This is a genomic window from Granulosicoccus sp. 3-233, from assembly GCF_052681095.1.
On record NZ_JBQYLE010000002.1, the window covers coordinates 568005 to 587888 of the forward strand.

The window sequence follows — 19884 nt, forward strand, 5'->3', positions numbered from 1 at the left end:
GACCAGCGTCTGTTCAGACGCTGGCCTGTCCCGAGCTGCCCCGGCAGTCACTGCCGGGGACAGCTTTGTATTCAGCAGGAACCACGCATCGTCAACGGGTCCGGGCCATGCCCGGACCCGTTTTTCGTTGGACGATACTCAGGTCGTCGATCCGAGCAGGCTGGCATTGCCTCCCGCTGCTGTCGTATCGATGCAGATATGTCGCTCAAGCAGGAAGCGACTGGAATCGTCCACCGAATTCACCAGTGGCAGCAGCGGGCCGTTGCTTGCCGCCAGCTGCTGTCGGATCGCAAGCAGTACAGCGGGGTCCTGACTGTCGGTCAGAACCACGGCTACCGAATCCTCTTGCAATCGTGCATGAAGCGCTTCGCCGGAGCTGTCCAGAGCATCCGACAGTGGCATCGTGGTGACCGTGCAGCCCAATGCCTGGATGGTCGCAGTCAAGGCGTGGCCGGCTCCAGCCTGCGTTTCCAACAGCAGTACTGCCTTGCGTGGCAGAACACGCCAGTGGTTGCTCTCGCCTGTCGGACCGGGCAATACCAGTCCCGCTGAATCATCCTGTGCATCAGTCCGAGGGAGCGTGTGGCTTGCCACCCTGCGGTTCATCAGCCGCGGTACATACCAGGGGCCTCCGGCCTTCGGTCCTGTGCCTGACAGGCCTTCACCGCCAAACGGCTGAGAGCCGACCACCGCACCGATCTGATTGCGGTTGACGTAGACATTGCCGGCCTGTATCGAGTCGACCACTTGCTGAACCCGGTCATCGATACGGGTGTGCAGGCCAAACGTCAGCCCGAAGCCGCGAGCATTGATGTCAGCGACCACCTTTGACAGGTCGCGTGCCTCGAAACTGGCCAGATGCAGTACCGGACCGAATATTTCCCGTTCCATGTCGGCAATGCCATCTACCTTGATCAGGGCTGGTGCAATGATGAGGCGATTGCAGTCGGCATCGGCTTGCAGCTCGGCCGGCATCTCGACCTGGTGCAACAGGCTGCCAGCCTGTCGATGCTGGTCGATGTAATCACTGAATGCGGTATGGGCATCTGCGTCGATGACCGGACCGACATCGGTGGACAATTGCCAGGGATGTCCGAGAGACAGTGCATCCATGGCACCCTGCAGCATGGTCAGAACGCGTTGGTAGGCTTCCTTCTGCACATACAGGATGCGCAAGGCCGAGCAGCGTTGCCCGGCGCTCTGGAAGGCAGACATGACCGTATCTCGCACCACTTGTTCGGTCAGTGCCGAGCTATCGACAATCATGGCATTCAGACCGCCGGTCTCGGCCATCAGCAGCGGGTTGGGACTGGCTCCTGCAGCGACCTGCTCGGGGCTTCGTCTGGCCAGTGATCGCTCGATGAGCCGGCTGGTATCGGTGGAGCCCGTGAAGCAGACACCGTCGATGCGTGGGTCTGCGGTCAGTTGCTGCCCAACCGTGGAGCCGAATCCGGGCAGCAGTTGCAATGCACCGGCAGGAATGCCGTTCTGGTGCATCAGGGTGACAGCCTTGCCAGCCAGCAGTGGTGTCTGTTCAGCCGGTTTGGCGATGACGACATTGCCGCTGACAAGCGCACCGGCAATCTGTCCGGTGAAGATGGCCAGCGGGAAGTTCCATGGACTTATGCAGGCCATGACCCCGTGTCCTTCAGTCCCTTCGGCCGAGGCTGCCGATTCCGGTGCCACGGCTGCGTAATAGCGAAGAAAATCGACGGCCTCACGCACTTCCGAGATGGCATCGTTCAGGGTCTTGCCTGCCTCTCGACACAGCATGGCGCAGAATTCCGCGGTATGGGCTTCAAAGGCATCGGCTGTGTTCTGCAAGGCGGCAGCACGAATGGCTACCGGCGTCTCTGCCCATTCGTTTCGGAAACTGACGGCAGCATCGATCGCCTGGCTGACCTGTTCGGCTGTTGCGGGGGCGACATGCCCGACCAGATCACGTGCATCATTGGGTGAATACAGGGCTTCGCCGGCTTCCATGGGAGGCTGCCCATTGATCAGCGGGGCAACCTGCCAGCGAGTCTCCCGAAACGCTTCACGGTCATTCAGCAGTGGCGTGATGGATGCCGGGTCGTTGATGCGAAAGCCCTTGGAATTGCTGCGCTGTGGCTGGTACAGGTCGGCCGGCAGTACGATGCCGGGATGTTCGATGGGGCTGGTTCTGCGTACTTCCCTGACCGGGCAACGGGCCACGTCCGCTGGTGAGATCCGGTGATCGACGATCTGATTGACGAAGGAGCTGTTGGCCCCGTTCTCCAGCAGCCGCCGCACCAGATAGGCCAGCAGATCCCGATGAGCGCCGACGGGGGCATAGATCCGGCAGCGTGTCTTGTACTCCCGGTGTACCCGTTCATGCAGTGATTCGCCCATGCCGTGCAGGCGCTGGAACTCGTAACTCTGCGTATCCTCTCCGGCCATCTGGCGAATGGCGCTGACGCTGTGCGCATTGTGCGTGGCGAACTGCGGATAGACCAGGTGCCGATTGGCCAGCAGAACCTGGGCACAGGCCAGATAGCTGACGTCGGTATTGATCTTGCGGGTGAAGACCGGAAAGGAGGCCAGTCCCAGTTCCTGTGCCTGTTTGATCTCGGTATCCCAGTAGGCACCCTTGACCAGCCTGACCATGATCCTGCGCTGGTTGAGCTCGGCAACGGCCAGCAGCCAGTTGATGACGGGCAGTGCCCGGCGGCTGTAGGCCTGAACGACAACCCCCAGACCATCCCAGCCTGCCAGGGCCGGGTCTGCCAGCAGGGCGCCGATGACATCCATGGACAATTCCAGGCGATCGGCTTCTTCGGCATCGATGTTGAAGCCGATGCCGGCGGTCTTCGCCTGGATAGCCAGCTGCGTGACACGCGGCAGCAGTTCGCTCATGACAGCCTTGTGATGGGTGTACTCGTATCGCGGGTGCAGGGCCGAGAGCTTGACCGATATTCCCGGCTTGTCGCGAATGGTTCTGCCATCGACCGTGGACAGACGCTCGATGGCCGTGGCATAGGCGCGTGTGTAGCGATCTGCGTCGTCGAAGGTATGCGCCGCTTCACCCAGCATGTCGTAGGAATAGGTGTAACCCTGCTTTTCCAGTGTTCTTGCCTCACGGACCGCCTGATCGATATTCTGACCAAGCACGAATTGTCTGCCCAGCAGCTTCATGGCCTGACCGACAGCTGTTCGCACGACGGGCTCACCCACTCGCTTGAGCAGTCCGGACAGGGATCGGGTCGGGTGGTCGCCGTCGTCGAGCACACGCCCGGTGAGCATCAGGGCCCAGGTGGACGCATTGACCAGCGGCGAACTGGATTGTCCCAGGTGAGCCGCCCAGTCCGAGCTTTCCAGTTTGTCGGCAATCAGCTCGTCGATGGTGGTGGCATCGGGTACCCTCAGCAGTGCTTCGGCCAGACACATCAGGCCAACGCCTTCCCGCGTGGACAGGCCGTATTCAGACAGAAAGCTCTCCATCATGGTGGGCTTGTCGTGTGCACGCAGCTGTTCGACCAGATTGCAGGCGTCCTGATGGATGATGTCCAGTGTTCGGTCATCGAGTTCCAGCGAGGTCAGCAATTGATCGACCACCTGAGGCTCACTCATCAGATAGCGTTGTCGCAGCTCGGCCCGCAATGCATTGAGGCGATCGGAACTGCCACTGATTGCTGCCAGGGAATCGTCGTCGGCCGAATGCGATATGGTCAGAGCTGCATCTGTCGGCTGGCTGTTGACAGCGGCATCGTCGAAAGGGGATCGGGTAGGCATCGTCGATAACAATCCGTAAGGAGGGGGGTGTGTTATCGAGTATGCAAGCAATGCGTAAGACTATTCGTCTATATTTGTGTCTCTAAACGACGTTTGATCTGAAATGACGACACAGCACAGGGCAAATAGTCAGATTTGCAGCGTCTCACGAGTGGTTTTACTGGCAAACATGTAGCCTGTACCGCGCACGGTCTTGATCCACTCGAATCCGTCGTCCGATTCGATCTTCTTGCGAAGCTGAGCCACATGATTGTCGATCACACGATCGTTGGGCTGCCAGTCTCGTCCCGTAAGCTGCTCCATCAGATGGTCACGGCTCAGGGCTCGCATCGGGCTGTTCACGAATATTTCCAGAAGATCGTACTCGGCGGTGGTCAGTCCGACGATCTTGTTGTCGGGACCTCGCAACTCTCTCGCGGCGGGCATCAGGGTCCAGTCGCCGAAGCGGACAACCTCCATGGCATCGCCGGTGTCTTCGGGCGCAGGCGGCGGCGGGGGTGGTGGCGCCGAGTAGGAGCTGGCGGTCGAGCGGGCGCGTCGCAGCACTGAACGTACTCTGGCAATGAGTTCGCGGATCGGAAAGGGCTTGGTAATGTAATCGTCAGCGCCGATCTCCAGGCCGACCACCGTATCGATGAGGTCGACGCGGCCCGACACCAGAATGATCGGAATTTCGCTGTGCCGGCGTATGTCCCGGACCAGATCCAGGCCATTTTCACGATCCAGCAGCACATCCATGGTGATCAGGTCGATCTCGCCTGAAGCGAGGCATTCGTACAACTCCTCACTGGTGGCTGCTTCTGCCACAGCGAAGCCCTCGGCTTCAAGAGAAGTCCGCAGCAGATCCCTAATTCTGAAGTCGTCGTCGACGACCAGTATCTTCGCCGTATGGATCACTTTGTTTGACAGGATTTGATGAGCAGAGGGAGATACATTGGTCTGTTACATGGGGATGATAACCAGCAGCGAGTGCAACGACCAGCGATTGAACTCTCAATATTGGTAGGTGGCCATCGGTGCATTTTCATGAAGCTGTCCGTAGCGTCTGCATGCCTGAGGGGTGGGGCCTTGCGAGCCGGATTACCAAGCGCTTACCAATCCTGACGCAATGCCTGCGAAATGTCACTAATAGCTTTACAAACCGCAATGATAATGAAATTCACGAGATCTCACTGAAAGAAGTTGTCTTTCTGTAACACCAGAGACGGACATGCGCGTTGTTCAGTTTGATTCCTTTATCTATTCAAATATACGGAAATCAAAGTCAGCCATGAATAGTCCAAGCAATAACTCGTCGCTCGCCGAATCTGATCCTTCCGTGATTCGAGCGGAACTGGATCGTCTGTTGTCCGACCGCCGCTTTTCGGGCGCCAGGCAGATGTCGGCGTTTCTCCGCTACATCGTATGCGAAACACTGAAAGGTAACGGTTCGCGCATCAAGGCCTATACCGTTGGCGTTGACGCACTTGGCAAGCCGGACGACTTCGATGCTCAAGCCGATCCGTCTGTCCGTGTGCTGGCACTTCGCTTGCGCAAGACACTGGCAGCTGCCTACGAAGACAATTCCGACTGTCTGGCCAGAGTGGTGTTGCGCGTCGGTACCTACGTCCCGGAATTCTACAAACCTGAAGCATTTGCGGAGGCGCAGACCCAGCCTGTGTTGCAAAGACCTGATCACGCATCTGTCAACGATGTGCTGTCGGACAGATCGGGGGTGGATGTGTCGGCCAATGATCAGCGGACCTCCGAAGACGGGCTGGGAGTGAACAGCGTCAGCAGGCGCTCGGACAATCCTCAGCAGACAGGCATCGACCGGTTTCGTCGTACGCCATTGCGTCGTCGCGGACCACTGAGTGAAGCTTTGGCGAAGAACACCGCCGCCTTCACTGGCTCCGACATCTCGAGCCTCGACCTCAGAGTGCCATTCACCACCATGATCATACTGCTGGCTCTCTTGCAGGCAACGCTCAATTCAGCCAACGCTCAGCCTGCTTCTTCTGTCAACGAGGTGTCCAGTGCCAAGTATACCAGCGTCAGTGCGTACCAATACACTTCCCTTCACTCGCAGGAACTTGACTGACACAGGCATTAGCTCGCAGAATCAACATCCCAGCGAAGCCCGACTGATAGCCGCCAAATCACTCGTCATGCAACAGAAGGCAATGCTTGAGGCCGATCGATCACGAAACTACCGGTGGATGAGGCTGGCGGTAAGCGTGATGCTGATAGCGGCCATCGGTTCAGGTCTGCTTGCCATGGCATGGCAGATCTGGCCACCCGCGCATGCGTGGTTCGAGCCAGGCGTTCTACTGTTACTGCAAGGGGCAGCTGCTGGTCTGGTGGCCATGGCCCTGTTGATCAGACACTGGCATCAGGCGACCAGCCTTAAAATGGCCAACAACAGCGATCGGCAGTTGCAGGCCATGTTGTCGATGTTTCGTGTGGTGAAGCACGAGCTCAACAACGATATGCAGGTGGTCGTGGGTAATGCCGAGCTGGCCAGCATGATGCTCGAGTCGGAATCACCGGCCTGCAAACCGGTGGAGAATATCCGCGAGGCAGCAACTCTGGCCATTGACCGGATTCAGCAACTGACCGTGTTTTCATCGTCCGGACACACGGAGTTGTCGGTAGTCGATCTGAACGCGATCCTGCGGGAGACCGTTGCCAGGCTGACCAACGAGATGCCCGCCATCGTCATGTTCCGTCTGGAGCTGGAACAATTGCCGAACCGCATCATGGCAGATCGCAGCCTGTTGACCCTGAGCCTCTCCTATCTGATCCGATTGGCCGGCAAGTCGCTGTTCCATGGCGGGGAAATCGTGGTTCGTACCTGCAATCTGAATGGTGCAGCCAACCACACGGGGGAGATCAACATCACGTCGGAGATCTTCATCGTCCGAGGTCTGACCGGGGCTGGCAACGAGCTTGGCATGGCATCCCGCGATGATGACCGCCGCATCAGGTTCGCCCGGGTTCTGGAGCAGGCGCAGCTCACCACCACGGCACTGGTGGAGAGAAGTGGCGCGACGGTCATGAAGGGCAGTCTTTCGGCGAGCAACGAGTCCCTGATAAAGATGGGGTTCCAGGCCGCCGTCAGGAGCTGTGACAAGAACGAAATCGTGCTGGAAGACAATACCTGAAGGTATCGGCAGACTCCGGTCCACCGGCGTCCTGGCGAAAGTCGGATCGCAGGTCCTGTAGCTATTGGCGATATCGGCAGACTTTTTCATCCTTCCTGCGCTCTGGCGAGAGCCAGGGCGCAGGAAGGATGCCTGAAAAGTACGGTTGCCGTGATGCCGGATCCTGTCACGCGACCCCGATCAGGATACCCGCTGCGAGCACCAGTGATCCACCCAGAATGACCTGAAAGATGGCACGTCCCCACGGTGTTTCCATGTACCGGTTCTGGATCCAGGTGATGGCCCAGAGTTCCACGAATACCACGGCGATGGCCACCGTGGTCGCCGTTCGAAAATCCGGGATCAGGTAGGGCAGGGCATGGCCCAGGCCGCCGATGGTGGTCATGATGCCCGACGCCAGGCCGCGCTTGATCGGTGAACCTCGCCCGGTCAGCACACCATCGTCATGGGCCGCTTCGGTGAATCCCATGGAGATCCCTGCGCCAATGGACGCTGACAAACCGATCAGGAAGGTATTCCAGGTGTCGCCGGTGGCAAAGGCTGCCGCGAAGATGGGGGCCAGTGTGGAGATCGAGCCGTCCATCAGGCCTGCCAGGCCGGGTTGCACATAGGTGAGCAGGAATTGCCGTTTCTCGGTGTCCTCTTCTCGGGTCCTGACTTCCTCCGGCACGTTCTCCTGACCCAGCCTGACCGCCAGATCGTTGTGTCGGGACTCGGCGTTGGCCAGGTCCCCCAACAGCTTTCGGGTATCGGCATCCTGAACGCGGGACGCGGCTGCGCGATAGAAGCGCTCTGCCTGCGTCTCCATTTCTTCGGCCATGGCGCGTGTTCTGGCCAAAGGCAGTGGGCGAACCAGCCAATCGGGTTTGCGTTCGTAGTAGCCGCGGACATGTTCACGACGAATCAACGGAATTTCATTGCCGAAGCGGCGCTTGTGCAGCTCGATCAGCAGGCTTCGATGACGATTTTCCTCTTCCGCCATGCCATCGAAGATGCGTGCGGAGTCAGGGTAGCTGTCGCGCAGGCCATCGGCGTAGGAGCGGTAGATGCGCATGTCATCCTCTTCGGAGGAAATGGCCAGTGCCAGTATCTCCTGTTCGCTCAGGCTGGTGAAGGATCGACGGCTATTGGGCAGGATTCGACTCAGCATGCGGCTTGTTCAGTGTGCGTCCGTTGAGATGACGCTGGCCTTGTTCATCCAGGTTCAGCGGCGATCGCATGAATATCTGTATCCCGTATCCTGATGTCAAGTGTCACGCCTGCACGTATCCCGGATTGTCTGGCAACGTGCAGTGGAACCCGGAAGCGCAGAGCCTTGGTGACCGTTTCCAGATGAAGCCGGACTGACAGTTCGTCGCCCATGCCCACCGCGTCGCTGACGGTGCCTCGCAGGCAGTTGCCACTCGTTCCCGGTTGTGACGCATCCAGGATGGAGATCGTGGTGGGAGGCACCAGCAGTATCACGGCGCTGCCGCTGGCAAGTTCACCGGGTGGTCCGCTCATCTGTTCGCCGGATTCAAGCTCGTAGAGTGTCTGTGAGGGCTGGTTCTGCAGTACCCTGGCCGGCAGCAGATTCTGGTGACCGAGCAGCTTGGCCGTTTCCTTGTCGCGAGGCGCGTTGATGACCTCCTGGACATCGCCCTGCTGCAAGGACTTCCCGCGATGTATCAGACAGAGGCTGTCGGCCAACTGCTGCACTTCGTTGATATCGTGAGTGACCAGCAGCATCGGCACCTGCAGGTGGAGACGCAACTGGGCGAGCTCGCGATACAGCTTGCGGCGGGTTTGCTGGTCGACGGCAGAAAACGGTTCATCGAGCAACAGCACCGCTGGCTCGCGCGCCAGTGCTCTGGCCAGGGCGACGCGCTGCCGCTGACCGCCGGACAGCTGCGCAGGCTTGCGAGATTCGAGACCTGTCATGTTGGTACGGGCAAGCCATTCCAGAGCCCGCCGCCGACGCTCTTCCCGAGGGGAATCGTGGATGGCCAGCATGACATTCTCGAGTACCGTCTTGTGAGGGAACAGGGCATAGTGCTGGAAGACCATGCCCACACGTCGTTGCTGTGGCGAGAGGTTGATGTTTGCCTCGCTGTCCTGCCAGTGACTGTCACCGCAGCTCACATGTGCTGTCCCCGAATGGTGCAGACCGGCGATGGTTCGCAGTACCGTACTCTTGCCGCTACCGGAAGGGCCCACCAGCGCCAGCAGTTCTCCGGGAGCACAGTGCAGCTGCACATCCAGACTGATGGGAAGTGATTGCCGAATGCGGACTGTCAGCGAACCGGTCACGTGGCAGGCTGACTCCGGCGAACGATCAGCAGGGCCAGCAGTGAGAACAGCAGCAGCGAAATGCTGTACCAGCCGGCAGTCTGCATGTCGAAGGCCTGCACGCTGTCGTAGATGGCAATGGACACGGTACGAGTGACACCTTCAATGTTGCCGCCCACCAGCAGCACGACACCGAACTCCCCCAGAGTGTGTGCAAACACCAGGGTGGCGCTGGCCAGCAGCCCTTGCCAGGTAAGCGGCAGCTCGATGTGCCACCAGGTCTTCCAGGGTGACAGACCACTGACCCAGGCCGCTTCGCGCACTTCCAGTGGCAGGGCACTGAACGCCAGTTGAATCGGTTGCACGGCAAACGGCAGGTTCACCACGATCGACGCCACCACCAGACCCGGAAAGGTGAACACCAGTGGTGCTCCGAGCAAACGGGTGCTCAGGGCACCGGTGACAGTCTCCGGGCTGAACAATTGCAGCAGATAATAGCCGATGACTGTCGGTGGCAGAATCAGTGGCAGAAACAGCAGGGCTTCTATCCAGGGCTTGTAGCGGAAGGTCGAGAACGCCAGCCAGCGACCCATCAGCAAGCCCAGGGGCAGCAGGATGAGGGCCGTCCACAAGGCCAGTTTGAAGGAAACCAGAAACGGTGACATGAGTGCGTCGATGCCGGTCAGTGAACGGGTGTCAGGCCATGGCGTGCCAGAACCGCGCTGGCCGATGGCTGCTGCAGCCAGTTGAACAACCGTTCTGCCTGCAAGCCGGCAGACTCAAGCAGGACCATCTTGTGTACAACGGCCCGATAGCTGTCAGCAGGTAGTGGCGTGACGAGCAACTCGGCAGGCGCACCAATCAGTAATGAATCCGGAACGATGGCGTATTCGACGGCCCCCGTGAGTGCAAACTGCAGGGTCTGAGCGGCATTCTCGGCATTGAGCAGAAAGCCGGGTGGCAGTGGCCACAGGCCATTGTTCTGCAGTGATTCCCTGGCCGCCTTGCCGTAGGGGGCATGTTGCGGATTGGGTATGGCGATTCTGAAGGCCTGTTGCCGCTCGATGCCTTCATTCAGCATGCTCAGCGTCGGCGTGTGATCAAGGTCTTGTTCATCGGTGTCATCGCCCTGATTGCGCAAGGAGACCAACGAGAGCGTTCCCCGTGCCAGCAGGGCTCCGGCATCGCGTGTCTTGCCGGCCGCATGCAATCGGTCGACGCTGGCTTCGTCGGCGGACAGGAAGAGTTCGAAGGGAGCACCATGTCGAATCTGCGTGCTCAACAGACCAGAGGATGCAAAGCTGGTGCGTGGTACCGGCTGTCCGGTCTGTTCGCTGTACAGCTGGCTCAATTCGGGCCACAGATCACGAAAGCTTGACGCCAGTGCCAGCAGAGGCGGTTGCCCGGAGGCTTGTGTCGATGCTGGCACAGTAGCTGTGAACAGCAGAACGGCCAGTAACAACACTGTCATCATACCCGTTGATTGCTTCAGCACGTTATGCTTCATGCGGGTGCATACCGGAAAGTGAATCAGGGTCGTCATTGAATGCAGAAGAATACTGGAATCCGAAGAATTCGACTTGCGGGAGTTTACGCCTTTAACGGTATTCGAGCGGCAATTCATCACGAAGCAGCCTTTCGTCAGGAACTGATTCTGGCGCTGGTTTTCCTGCCACTGGTATTCCTGCTGGACGTCAGTCGTGTCGAACGTGTTCTGCTGGTCAGTGTGACTGCGCTTGTCCTGATTGTCGAGCTGGTCAACAGTGCGGTGGAGGCCGTGGTTGATCGGGTCAGTGCCGAGCACCACCTGTTGTCGGGCAGGGCCAAGGATATGGGGTCGGGGGCCGTCTTGATGACGCTGGCTCTGTGGCTGTATGTCTGGGTGGATATCGTGGTATTCGGCATCTGGTTTGCCGCTTGATTGCCTGAGTTCCCATGCAGAGTTTTTCCGATGCGCTGCTGGAAGCGCTGCACCTGATCATGGCCTTTGATGGTGACCTGCAGGAGATCATTCTGCTGTCGCTGAAGGTCAGTCTGTGCGCCGTGCTGATCGGCGCGATCATCGGATTTCCCCTGGGCGCCTGGCTGGCGGTCACCCGGTCACGACTACGGCCGGTGCTGGTGACGCTGACCAGTGCCATGATGGGACTCCCCCCGGTGGTGGTCGGCCTGGTGGTCTATCTGCTGTTGTCCAATGCCGGTGTTCTGGGACCCTTGCAGCTACTGTATACGCCCGCTGCGATGATCATCGCTCAGTCGATTCTGGTCACGCCGATTCTGACGGCACTGACGCGCGAGACGATCACTGTATTGCACGAGCAGTATGCCGATCAGCTGACCCTGTTCGGCGTCACCGGGTGGCGTCGGCTGCAGACTCTGCTGTGGGAGGGGCGTCATGGCCTGTTGACCGCAGTACTGGCCGGTTTCGGACGAGCCATCGCCGAGGTGGGCGCGGTCATCATCGTGGGTGGCAACATCAATCATGTCACGCGCGTCATGACCACCACCATTGCACTGGAGACCTCCAAGGGCAATCTGTCGCTGGCTCTGGGCCTGGGCATCGTGCTGGTGATGCTGGCCCTGATGGTCAATGCGGCGGTGCTCGGACTGGGCTCCTACATGCGTCGTCAGGGAGTCAGTGGACATGCCTGAGCAGCGTAGTGGGTCATCAGCGGTCGGTCTCGTGGTCGGCGAATCCCTGCAGATCGAGCGTGCTGGGCGTGTGCTGCTCGATCTGCCGAGCATCAGTCTGGGGCAGGCGCCCTGCAGCGCCATCGTCGGACCGAACGGTGCGGGCAAGTCATTGCTGATCCGTACCCTGTGTGATCTGATGGTCCCCGATCACGGACGGGTATTGTGGGCGGGTTCGGCCCCGGATGCAGCCCGCCGACACCAGATCGGACTGCTGCTGCAGCGTCCGGTCCTGCTGCGCCGCAGCGCCTTGCAGAATCTCGTCTATGCATTGCGCCTTACCGGCCTGACGCCACGGCAGGCCAGACAACAGGCCATCCAGGCCCTGCAGGATGCCGGACTGGAGACGATCATGCATGTGTCGGCACAGCGGCTGTCGGGTGGAGAACAGCAACGGGTCGCATTGGCACGTGCGCTGGCACTGAAGCCTGATATGCTCTTCCTCGATGAAGCGACGGCAAACGTCGACCCGGCCTCGACACTGGTCATAGAGCAGCAACTGACTGTCGCCATGCAGGCAGGTTTGCGTCTGGTCATGGTCAGTCATGATGTAGGTCAGGTCAGGCGACTGGCACAGGAAGTCGTGCTGATGCACAACGGCCGGATTGTCGAACAAAGCCCTTGCACGATATTTTTCAATCAGACTAACAATCCGGTATCGCGTCGCTGGCTGGCTGGCGAGCTGCTGGTATGAGAAGGAGTGGTTATGGCAGGTGATTTTGGTACTCGATTCATGGACAAGATGGTCATCAGCCATTTTGCCGATGGCTGGAGTGATGCCCGGATTGTACCCAGTGATTCCATATCGCTGCATCCCGGGGCGCATGTTCTGCATTACGCCAGCACCTGCTTCGAAGGGTTGAAGGCCTTCCGTCAGGTGGATGGCAGTGTCGCCATCTTCCGCATGGACAGAAATGTGGCGCGCTTTGCGCAAAGCAGCCAGCTGTTGTATTTGCCGGCCATCGATCAGGAGCAGACCACGCGCATGATCACCGAGATCGTTGCTCTGTACGCCGACGAAATCCCGGACACGCCTGCGTCCATGTACATCAGGCCGACACATATCGGTACCGAAGCGGCCATCGGCAAGGCGGCCGCGCCATCTGCAAGCTCCATGCAGTATGTGCTGTTGTCACCGGTTGCCGACTACTTCGCCGGCGGCGATGCCTGTCTGCGTCTGCTGCTGGATGAAAAAGGTGTTCGCTGTGGACCGGATCACGGCATGGTCAAGGGCGGGGGCAACTACGCCAGCGCGCTGAAGCACATCATGCGGGCAAGAAGCGAAGTCAATGCCGATCAGGTACTGTTCTGTCCGGGTGGTGATGTGCAGGAAACCGGGGCGGCGAATTTCATTCTGGTGGATGGTAACCAGATCATTACCAAGGCGCTGGATGAATCCTTTCTGCACGGGGTCACCCGGGACTCGCTGCTGACCCTGGCGCGTGACAAGGGCATGGATGTGCAGGAGCGTGAGCTGACGGTCGAAGAGCTGCTGGAGCGTTCGGCAAAGCCCGATTGCGAGGCGGGCCTGTCCGGCACCGCTGCGGTGCTGGCCGCTGTGGGCACCTTGATACACGGTGGGCGGGAGTACAAGGTGGGAAGCGGCCAGGTGGGGCCACGAATTCGTGCCATGCGCGAGGAACTCAATGCCATTCAGTGGGGCAAGAGTGCCGACACACATGGCTGGCTGACGCACCTCTGATATTGGATCGGCAGGCCCGGATACCAGCAAAGGGTCCGTTCGAGCTCCTGATTTTCCGACACAGGCAGCAATTGTCGCAGCGTATCCGCTCGGCAATCCTGCCAATGCCGCCGCTCGGGTTATAATCGCCGGTTTTCAGGAGTTCTGTCTTGACATCTCGTTTTCCCTGGTGGGCCGTGGTTGCCATGGCGGTCATTGTCGGCGCATCCAATTACCTGGTTGCCTTCCCGATCAATGACTGGCTGGTCTGGGGTGCGCTGACGTATCCGCTGGCCTTCCTGGTCAATGACCTTGTCAATCGTTTCTGGGGCGCTGCCTGTGCACGCAAGGTGGTGTATGTCGGCTTCGCCGTCGGCGTACTGCTGTCACTGTCCGTGGACACCATCGATCAGCGCATCGCCATTGCCTCCGGCCTGGCCTTTCTGCTCGCTCAATTGCTCGATGTGGCCATCTTCGACAGACTGCGCGTCGGTCGCTGGTGGGTAGCACCGAGCGTCTCTTCCGGTATCAGCTCGGTTGTGGACACGCTGCTGTTCTTCGGCATCGCCTTCATCGGTACCGGTGCTCCCTGGCATCAATGGGCAATGGGGGATCTGGCCGTCAAGTGGTCGGTCGCTGCTCTGTCCGTGTTGGTGTACGGGGTACTGGCATCCCGCATGAGCAGCACAAGCCGAAGTGGCGTCTGCAAGTGACAGGCGCTCAGCTGCATCACGGCGGCTGAGCTACCTTGCCATCGGTCGGTTCCTGTGTACTGGCGTTCGACCTGCTTATCAGGCCACCGGCGTATCCGGTGAATTGTCTTCGTAGCTGTTGATCAGGCCACGCTGCTGGGCTTCGCGCACACAGGAAGTCCGGTTCTTCACGCCCAGCAGTTTGAACAGCTGCGATGTGTGATATTTCACCGTAGCTTCGGAAATGCCGACGATCTGCGAGATCTGCTTGTTGGAATTGCCATCGGCCATCAATTGCAGCACTTGCAGCTGTTTCTGGCCGGGTCGCAGACTGCTGGCATTCTGATTGCCGGCGCTGGGCAGATCTCCGCGCCGCAGCTGGTTGTCCAGGGCGGCGAAGCGTTCGGGGAAGAAGCTGCCTCCTTCCAGAACCTTGCGAATGCCACTGATCATTTCGGCGGCAGGCAGGGTCTTGGGAATGAATCCCGAGGCACCGTTTTCCATGGCCGTGCGGATGTACTTGTCGTCATCGGAGCCGCTGATCACCACCACGGGAATGCGCTTGTCGCGGTTGCGCAGGCCGACCAGCAGGCCGATTCCGTCGATACCCGGCATGAACAGGTCTGTCAGCACCAGTTCGAAACGCTTGCCGGAATCGATCACCGATAGCGCATGCTGTGTGGAATAGCAGGGCGTGATCCGGATGGAGGAATCGATCTCGGTCAGCATGACCTGCATGGCGTCTGCCACGAGGCGGTGGTCTTCTACCATCAGAATGTTCACGGTCTGTCTCCTACCAGTCTTGTAATTGCCTTGTACAGATCGTCGGCAATTACCGGTTTGTGCAGCAGCAGAAAACCACTGGCGGTGGCTTCCCGAAGGCGCGCCGGCGATGTATCACCTGTGATGATCATGGCCGGAACGTCCATGTTGACTTCTTCTCGAACCTGTCTGATCGCCATTTCGCCGGTTTTCTCGTCGCGCAAGCGATAGTCGGCAATGATCAGATCCGGCACCCAGTCTTCGGAAATGATGTTCTCGCAAGCCTGTTCGGCGGAATCTGCAATCGACACATCGCAACCGTGCTGAATCAGCAATGTCTGCATACCATCCCGCACATCCTGCTCGTCGTCAATTACCAGAATGGATAGTCCGTGCAGGGTATCGCGGCAGAGTGAGGTGGATCCCTGCAGGGAGTTGCCTGCGCTGTCGATGTCCGCGCTGTTGGCCAAGGGCAGTGTCAGGCTGAAGGAGCTACCGATGCCTTCTGCAGAGCTCAGGGACAGTTCGACGTCCAGTAAACGCGTCAGCCGTTTGACGATCGACAAGCCAAGTCCGAGCCCCTTGGATCTGTCACGTTCCGGGTTCTGCAGCTGGTAGTACTCGTTGAAGATGGCATCCTGCTCACTGTTAGGAATGCCCGGGCCGGTGTCCGATACACAGATGCGAGCCTGGCCATCGCTGGAAGTGGCTCTTACCGATACCGAGCCTGCGGTGGTGTAGTTCAGGGCGTTGGCCACCAGGTTGCCGAGAATGCGCTCGAGCAGTACCTGGTCGGAGTGCACATACAGACCGCTGTACTGGATATCCAGTGCCAGCTCCTTCTGGTTGGCCTCGGGCAGGAAGTTCTGATGCAGATTGTCGAAGACGGCGTCCAGGCTCAGGTTGGTCCAGTTGACATCGACCACTCCGGCATCGAGCTTCGACAGGTCCAGCATGCTGTTGAGCAACTGATTGAGCGCTTCGGTGGAGCGGTTGATGTTCGACAGTATGAGCTGCCCCTGATCGGTGGAGACATGCCGTCTGAGTGCGTTCAGGTAAAGTCCGAGTGCGTGCAGAGGCTGGCGCAAGTCATGACTGGCCGATGCCATGAACCGATTCTGTGCGCGCCGTTCGATATCGCCGGTTGTCAGCTCATCCAGTGCCGTGCTCAATTGTGTCTGGGTCAGTTGGGCAGCGGAGCGCAGACTGGCGGCACGGCGCATCGTGGCGACGAACAGCAGAACGCTGGTCAGGGATACCAGCACGAAACAGATACTGCAGAACCACAGGGCGCGGTACAGATCGTCCATGCGGCGAGAGATGGCGTCGCGAACGATCGATTTGCGCTCGAACATTTCCAGGCCTATGCCATAGATCAGCTGTGACAGTTCGATCGACTCACGCTTGAGCTGCATGAGCTGATCCCTGCCGAAGGTGTGATCGGGCGACATGTAGGGCTCGTTGCGCAACAGGAATTCTCGGGTTCGTTGCATGAATTCCTGGGCCTTTTGCAGTTCGGTCAGGTGTCCAAGCCAGCTGTTTCCCGAATGCAGGATCGAGCCATACAGGATGTCGTAATTCTGAATGTACAGGTCTCGCTGCTGGTCGCGTTCTGCGGGTGTGGCCAGCAGGTAGTCCAGCAGGCTCTGGGCAAAGCCGGTCAGATTGTGATCGACCTGCTGCACGAAGTTGAATTCCAGTACACCATCATCCTGCAACTGCTTGCGGGTGCTGTCGATCTGCACCAGCAGGTACAACATGACAACCAGACAGATCAAGGCTGCCAGGCCTGGAATCCAGGCAACCCAGCGTCTACTCAATGCAGTTCCATCTTCACCAATTGCCATACCGAGCGGGATTCATTGAGTGGTGTCAGGAGTTCGGGGTACTCATCAAAGGGCATCATGATTCGCAAGGGGCCCAGGCTTCTGACCGAGATGTAGCTGTCATTCTGACGGTAGGCGATCATGACCGGGTAGTGTTCGAGATCCAGATCGGTGATCGTGAAGCGGTAATCATCCAGTCCGATGGCGACGATTTCCCGGGAGCTGCTGCCGATGGCGCTCAGCAGGTCGTTCAGACGAACGCCGGTATAACGCTCGGCCGACTCATGCCATGGGGAGCTGGTCACGAATTCGGTAGTCGGCAGGCTCTCCAGCGTGGCAATATCCAGATGTACTTCATTCCCGACATTGGGAAGCGTCATGTTTCCCGTGATCGTCAGCAGTACCTTGCCACTGGGCGCCGGAAGGTTGTCGGCATGAACCCCTTGAACAGAAAATGACAATATGATGCAGAGAACGCTGGCTGACAGAGACGCCAAGTAGCGCATGATCGCTCCGGTATGTTGATTTGCCTGAAGATATTACCGTAACGGATCACGGCAGGATTTGGCAGACTGAAACCCTGTTGTCGGCTTACCCATTTGGGTGATTGACTACCCCTGCAAACAATGAGAAACACTTCAATGAGCCTCTTGTCCATTTCTCCGCTGGTCGCCGCCGAGTTCGAACCCTTTGGTGACATTCTCCAGGTCCAGCCGTCACCCACGGTCATGATCAATCAAGGCAATTGCGCGCGCTACACCGATGTGGCAACCCTGGATTTCAGCGATGGGCGGGCGGGCATCAGCATCTTTCACGCCCATCCCTACCGTTCGCCGCTGACCCTGAGCATGCTGGAGCGGCATCCCTCGGGCAGTCAGGCCTTCATCCCCATGAGCAGTGATCCGTTTCTGGTGATTGTTGCGCCGGACAATGACGGCAAACCCGGAAAACCCCGGGTATTCCTGACCGACGGCTTGCAGGGTGTGAACTACCATCGCAATGTCTGGCACGGTGTACTGACCCCGATCGAAGGCAACGGCCTGTTCACCGTGGTCGATCGTATCGGCCATGGCAGCAACCTGGAGGAACACTGGCTCGACACCGGATATCAGATCGTTTTCTGATCAGGGCAGGCGGCGCGCGCTGTAATCGGGCAGGAAGCGGTCATCGAAGATATCGCGGGCCGTGGACTTGCTGGCGAAGTCATGGATTGCATCCAGTTGGGAAATGGATTTTTCGAGTCGGGCCTCGACCACGTCCCCCAGGCCCATGGCGCGTACTTCCTCGGTGTCGATATGATGTCCGACAGCCATGACCAGTCGCTGCAATTCGATCTCGCGATCGGCATTCCCGGCGTGTGCCAGCACATGCTCGACCGCCGCCGTCGGGTTGCCGACGGTTTCCTGAATACCCTTGACCAGCGCTCGCAGAAATCGCTCTACCGCCTGCGGATGCGCTGCTGCAAACTCGGGATTGACGATGATCGCATTGCCATACAGATGCAGTCCGAAATCGCTCATCAGCATCAGTGAGATATCGCTGGATGGCACACCGTTTTTCTGCAAGCTGATGTAGGAGGAGAACGAAAAGCCGGTAATGGCGTCGACCTCGCCGCTGGCAAGCATGGCTTCTCGCTGCGGAAAGCCGACGTCCCTGATGGTGACCCGCTCCTCGATGATGCCGTTGGCGACGACGAATGCCGGCCATTGTGCAAAAGCTCCATCGAAGCGGGGAGCGCCCAGAACCCGACCTTCCAGATCCAGCGGTCCGGTGACGCCTTGCGAGGGGCGACCCATGACGGCATAGGGGGCTTCGTTATAGATGATGAAGACCGCCTTCATGTCCCTGTCCGGATGCTCGTCTCTCCAGGTGATCAGCGAGTTGATGTCAGCCGAACCCATCTGGAATTCGCCCGAGGCTATTCGAGGGATGGTGTTGACGGAGCCATTACCCGGTTCCAGGGAGACATCGAGTGATTCTGCGTCAAAGAAGCCGCGATCCAGGGCCAGCAGCAGCGGAGCGGCCTGTCCTTCCCAGCGCCAGTCGTTGAGATAGCGAATGGCTGTCGACTGAGCGAGTGCAATTCCTGCATGTAAATACAGGAGTGCAATGGACAGGGCGCGCAGGAGCATGGCATTCCGTTGTGCTGGGAGGTTCAAGCAACGATGACGCAGCGCGCAGAGGGCGTCCAGAACTCAGAGGTTAAACGCCATGAACTTTGCTGTTCACGCCGGGTGGTTGGTTCACTGCTTGTCCCGCAGATATCGCTGGCAGGCGGCTGATGCCTGTTCCAGTCTCTGGTCGAAGCGCTGGCAGGCCGATTGGAAGTCGTCAGCAGCGTCGTCGCGACCGATGTGCATCGGTTCCTCCAGCGCAATGACGATGCGTGAGAAGGGACGTGGCAGCATGAAGCGATCCCATGATCGCAGATACCAGACACTCGATGCCTGGTAGGCCAGAGGCAGCAGGGGAGCCTTGCTCAATTGCGCCAGCATGGCAACCCCGGCCTTGGTCTTGTAGATGGGGCCGGTTGGCCCGTCTGGCGTGACGATCGGCGAGACACCTTCCTTGCGAATCTGCAGATAGATGTCCCGCAGGGCCTGCGCGCCACCTCGGGTTGCCGAGCCCCGAATGATATGGACTCCCTGAGACGAGAACATGCGCGTGGCCATGTCTCCATCGCGGGATGGACTGATCAGATAGCCGAGCTTCAGGTCGGGGTCCATCGCTGCCTGATCAAGCAGATAACGGACGCAGAAAATCTGCTGCTGGTGCCAGTAGCAGGGAATGAAGGGAGTCCGCTCTGCACGCAAGGCGTGCATGTGCTGTTCACCCAGCACGGCTTCTATCCGGCAGGTCTTCCAGATCAGGCGTATCAGGCCCCATACCAGTGGTGGCATCAGCCGGGCGGTCAGCTGTCGGCGCCTCTGTTTCATGTTCATGGTGTCGTCGTGGCTCTCGGGCACGGATCGGAGTCCTCAATGATATACTTTCGCACCATTCAGTCAGTTTCTTTCCGACCCGCACTTCGGGGTCGTTCAACCGGATTGCTTTCCTTGTGTCGCACA

19 protein-coding genes are annotated in these 19884 nt (G+C 59.1%); 8 read left to right on the forward strand and 11 right to left on the reverse strand.

Features of this window, described 5'->3' with window-relative positions; translation table 11 throughout:
* Nucleotides 1-138: 138 nt before the first annotated feature.
* Both putA and ACUNV4_RS07375 read right to left on the reverse strand, forming a co-directional pair.
* Nucleotides 139-3753 carry a bifunctional proline dehydrogenase/L-glutamate gamma-semialdehyde dehydrogenase PutA gene (putA, locus tag ACUNV4_RS07370; protein ID WP_430877862.1) on the reverse strand — a complete coding sequence of 1205 codons (3615 nt, stop codon included), beginning with the start codon at nt 3751-3753 and terminating at the stop codon, nt 139-141.
* A 129-nt stretch (nt 3754-3882) separates the two neighbouring features.
* Nucleotides 3883-4650 carry a response regulator transcription factor gene (locus tag ACUNV4_RS07375; protein ID WP_430877863.1) on the reverse strand — a complete coding sequence of 256 codons (768 nt, stop codon included), beginning with the start codon at nt 4648-4650 and terminating at the stop codon, nt 3883-3885.
* A gap of 373 nt (nt 4651-5023) precedes the next feature.
* On the opposite strand from ACUNV4_RS07375, the gene ACUNV4_RS07380 reads away from it, so the two are divergent.
* Nucleotides 5024-5833 carry a hypothetical protein gene (locus ACUNV4_RS07380; protein WP_430877864.1) on the forward strand — a complete coding sequence of 270 codons (810 nt, stop codon included), beginning with the start codon at nt 5024-5026 and terminating at the stop codon, nt 5831-5833.
* A 67-nt stretch (nt 5834-5900) separates the two neighbouring features.
* Nucleotides 5901-6896, forward strand: a complete 996-nt coding sequence (locus ACUNV4_RS07385) for a hypothetical protein (protein WP_430877865.1) — start codon at nt 5901-5903, stop codon at nt 6894-6896.
* 166 nt (nt 6897-7062) lie between these two features.
* On the opposite strand, the gene mbfA is transcribed toward ACUNV4_RS07385, so the two are convergent.
* Genes mbfA through modA form a run of 4 tightly spaced genes read right to left on the reverse strand, consistent with a single transcriptional unit; the run spans nt 7063 to nt 10707 of the window.
* Complete coding sequence (mbfA, locus tag ACUNV4_RS07390) at nt 7063-8046, reverse strand: iron exporter MbfA (RefSeq protein ID WP_430877866.1); 984 nt, start codon at nt 8044-8046, stop codon at nt 7063-7065.
* Nucleotides 8047-8090: 44 nt separating this feature from the next.
* Nucleotides 8091-9185, reverse strand: a complete 1095-nt coding sequence (locus tag ACUNV4_RS07395; protein WP_430877867.1) for an ABC transporter ATP-binding protein — start codon at nt 9183-9185, stop codon at nt 8091-8093.
* The gene (gene modB, locus ACUNV4_RS07400; RefSeq protein WP_430877868.1) at nt 9182-9829 is read right to left on the reverse strand and encodes a molybdate ABC transporter permease subunit; all 648 of its coding nucleotides are present in this window, start codon (nt 9827-9829) and stop codon (nt 9182-9184) included. Before modB ends, ACUNV4_RS07395 begins: the two co-directional genes overlap by 4 nt.
* A gap of 17 nt (nt 9830-9846) precedes the next feature.
* Nucleotides 9847-10707, reverse strand: a complete 861-nt coding sequence (modA, locus tag ACUNV4_RS07405; protein ID WP_430877869.1) for a molybdate ABC transporter substrate-binding protein — start codon at nt 10705-10707, stop codon at nt 9847-9849.
* Between the two features lie 3 nt (nt 10708-10710).
* Between modA and ACUNV4_RS07410 the strand changes: the two genes are divergently transcribed.
* The 5 genes from ACUNV4_RS07410 (at nt 10711) to ACUNV4_RS07430 (ending at nt 14249) form a co-directional block, all read left to right on the forward strand.
* On the forward strand, nt 10711-11085 hold the full coding sequence (locus ACUNV4_RS07410; RefSeq protein ID WP_430877870.1) for a diacylglycerol kinase: 375 nt from the start codon (nt 10711-10713) through the stop codon (nt 11083-11085).
* Nucleotides 11086-11099: 14 nt separating this feature from the next.
* A complete protein-coding gene (locus ACUNV4_RS07415; protein WP_430877871.1) occupies nt 11100-11816 on the forward strand; it encodes an ABC transporter permease in 717 nt (238 codons plus the stop codon).
* Entirely contained in the window at nt 11809-12549 is a 741-nt protein-coding gene (locus ACUNV4_RS07420) for an ATP-binding cassette domain-containing protein (RefSeq protein ID WP_430877872.1), read from the forward strand. The genes ACUNV4_RS07415 and ACUNV4_RS07420 overlap by 8 nt, the downstream gene beginning before the upstream one ends.
* A 12-nt stretch (nt 12550-12561) precedes the next feature.
* Nucleotides 12562-13557 (forward strand): branched-chain amino acid aminotransferase, encoded by a 996-nt coding sequence (locus ACUNV4_RS07425; RefSeq protein WP_430877873.1) that lies wholly within the window; start codon nt 12562-12564, stop codon nt 13555-13557.
* 149 nt (nt 13558-13706) lie between these two features.
* Nucleotides 13707-14249, forward strand: coding sequence for a queuosine precursor transporter (locus tag ACUNV4_RS07430; RefSeq protein WP_430877874.1), 543 nt, complete (start codon nt 13707-13709; stop codon nt 14247-14249).
* Between the two features lie 78 nt (nt 14250-14327).
* On the opposite strand, the gene ACUNV4_RS07435 is transcribed toward ACUNV4_RS07430, so the two are convergent.
* From ACUNV4_RS07435 to ACUNV4_RS07445, 3 genes are read right to left on the reverse strand one after another with little or no spacing between them, the layout of a single operon-like run.
* Entirely contained in the window at nt 14328-15011 is a 684-nt protein-coding gene (locus ACUNV4_RS07435; protein WP_430877875.1) for a response regulator, read from the reverse strand.
* Nucleotides 15008-16810, reverse strand: coding sequence for an ATP-binding response regulator (locus ACUNV4_RS07440; protein WP_430877876.1), 1803 nt, complete (start codon nt 16808-16810; stop codon nt 15008-15010). The genes ACUNV4_RS07435 and ACUNV4_RS07440 overlap by 4 nt, the downstream gene beginning before the upstream one ends.
* Nucleotides 16807-17322, reverse strand: coding sequence for a molybdopterin-dependent oxidoreductase (locus ACUNV4_RS07445; RefSeq protein WP_430877877.1), 516 nt, complete (start codon nt 17320-17322; stop codon nt 16807-16809). The genes ACUNV4_RS07440 and ACUNV4_RS07445 overlap by 4 nt, the downstream gene beginning before the upstream one ends.
* 135 nt (nt 17323-17457) lie before the next feature.
* Between ACUNV4_RS07445 and ACUNV4_RS07450 the strand changes: the two genes are divergently transcribed.
* Nucleotides 17458-17940: an ureidoglycolate lyase gene (locus tag ACUNV4_RS07450; RefSeq protein WP_430877878.1), complete on the forward strand. Its 483-nt coding sequence runs from the start codon at nt 17458-17460 to the stop codon at nt 17938-17940.
* Here the strand turns inward: ACUNV4_RS07450 and ACUNV4_RS07455 are convergent, their stop codons facing one another.
* Together ACUNV4_RS07455 and ACUNV4_RS07460 are read right to left on the reverse strand one after the other, a co-directional pair.
* The gene (locus ACUNV4_RS07455; protein ID WP_430877879.1) at nt 17941-18948 is read right to left on the reverse strand and encodes an ABC transporter substrate-binding protein; all 1008 of its coding nucleotides are present in this window, start codon (nt 18946-18948) and stop codon (nt 17941-17943) included.
* 111 nt (nt 18949-19059) lie between these two features.
* Nucleotides 19060-19752 carry a lysophospholipid acyltransferase family protein gene (locus tag ACUNV4_RS07460; protein WP_430877880.1) on the reverse strand — a complete coding sequence of 231 codons (693 nt, stop codon included), beginning with the start codon at nt 19750-19752 and terminating at the stop codon, nt 19060-19062.
* Nucleotides 19753-19884 lie beyond the last annotated feature (132 nt).

Coding starts and splice junctions, on each gene's coding strand:
- ACUNV4_RS07425 (WP_430877873.1), top strand. CDS start 12,562: ATGGCAGGTGATTTTGGTACTCGATTCATGGACAAGATGGTCATCAGC.
- putA (WP_430877862.1), bottom strand. CDS start 3,753: ATGCCTACCCGATCCCCTTTCGACGATGCCGCTGTCAACAGCCAGCCG.
- ACUNV4_RS07455 (WP_430877879.1), bottom strand. CDS start 18,948: ATGCTCCTGCGCGCCCTGTCCATTGCACTCCTGTATTTACATGCAGGA.
- ACUNV4_RS07460 (WP_430877880.1), bottom strand. CDS start 19,752: ATGAAACAGAGGCGCCGACAGCTGACCGCCCGGCTGATGCCACCACTG.
- modA (WP_430877869.1), bottom strand. CDS start 10,707: ATGACGACCCTGATTCACTTTCCGGTATGCACCCGCATGAAGCATAAC.
- ACUNV4_RS07410 (WP_430877870.1), top strand. CDS start 10,711: ATGCAGAAGAATACTGGAATCCGAAGAATTCGACTTGCGGGAGTTTAC.
- mbfA (WP_430877866.1), bottom strand. CDS start 8,046: ATGCTGAGTCGAATCCTGCCCAATAGCCGTCGATCCTTCACCAGCCTG.
- ACUNV4_RS07385 (WP_430877865.1), top strand. CDS start 5,901: ATGCAACAGAAGGCAATGCTTGAGGCCGATCGATCACGAAACTACCGG.
- ACUNV4_RS07380 (WP_430877864.1), top strand. CDS start 5,024: ATGAATAGTCCAAGCAATAACTCGTCGCTCGCCGAATCTGATCCTTCC.
- ACUNV4_RS07450 (WP_430877878.1), top strand. CDS start 17,458: ATGAGCCTCTTGTCCATTTCTCCGCTGGTCGCCGCCGAGTTCGAACCC.
- modB (WP_430877868.1), bottom strand. CDS start 9,829: ATGTCACCGTTTCTGGTTTCCTTCAAACTGGCCTTGTGGACGGCCCTC.
- ACUNV4_RS07415 (WP_430877871.1), top strand. CDS start 11,100: ATGCAGAGTTTTTCCGATGCGCTGCTGGAAGCGCTGCACCTGATCATG.
- ACUNV4_RS07420 (WP_430877872.1), top strand. CDS start 11,809: ATGCCTGAGCAGCGTAGTGGGTCATCAGCGGTCGGTCTCGTGGTCGGC.
- ACUNV4_RS07445 (WP_430877877.1), bottom strand. CDS start 17,322: ATGCGCTACTTGGCGTCTCTGTCAGCCAGCGTTCTCTGCATCATATTG.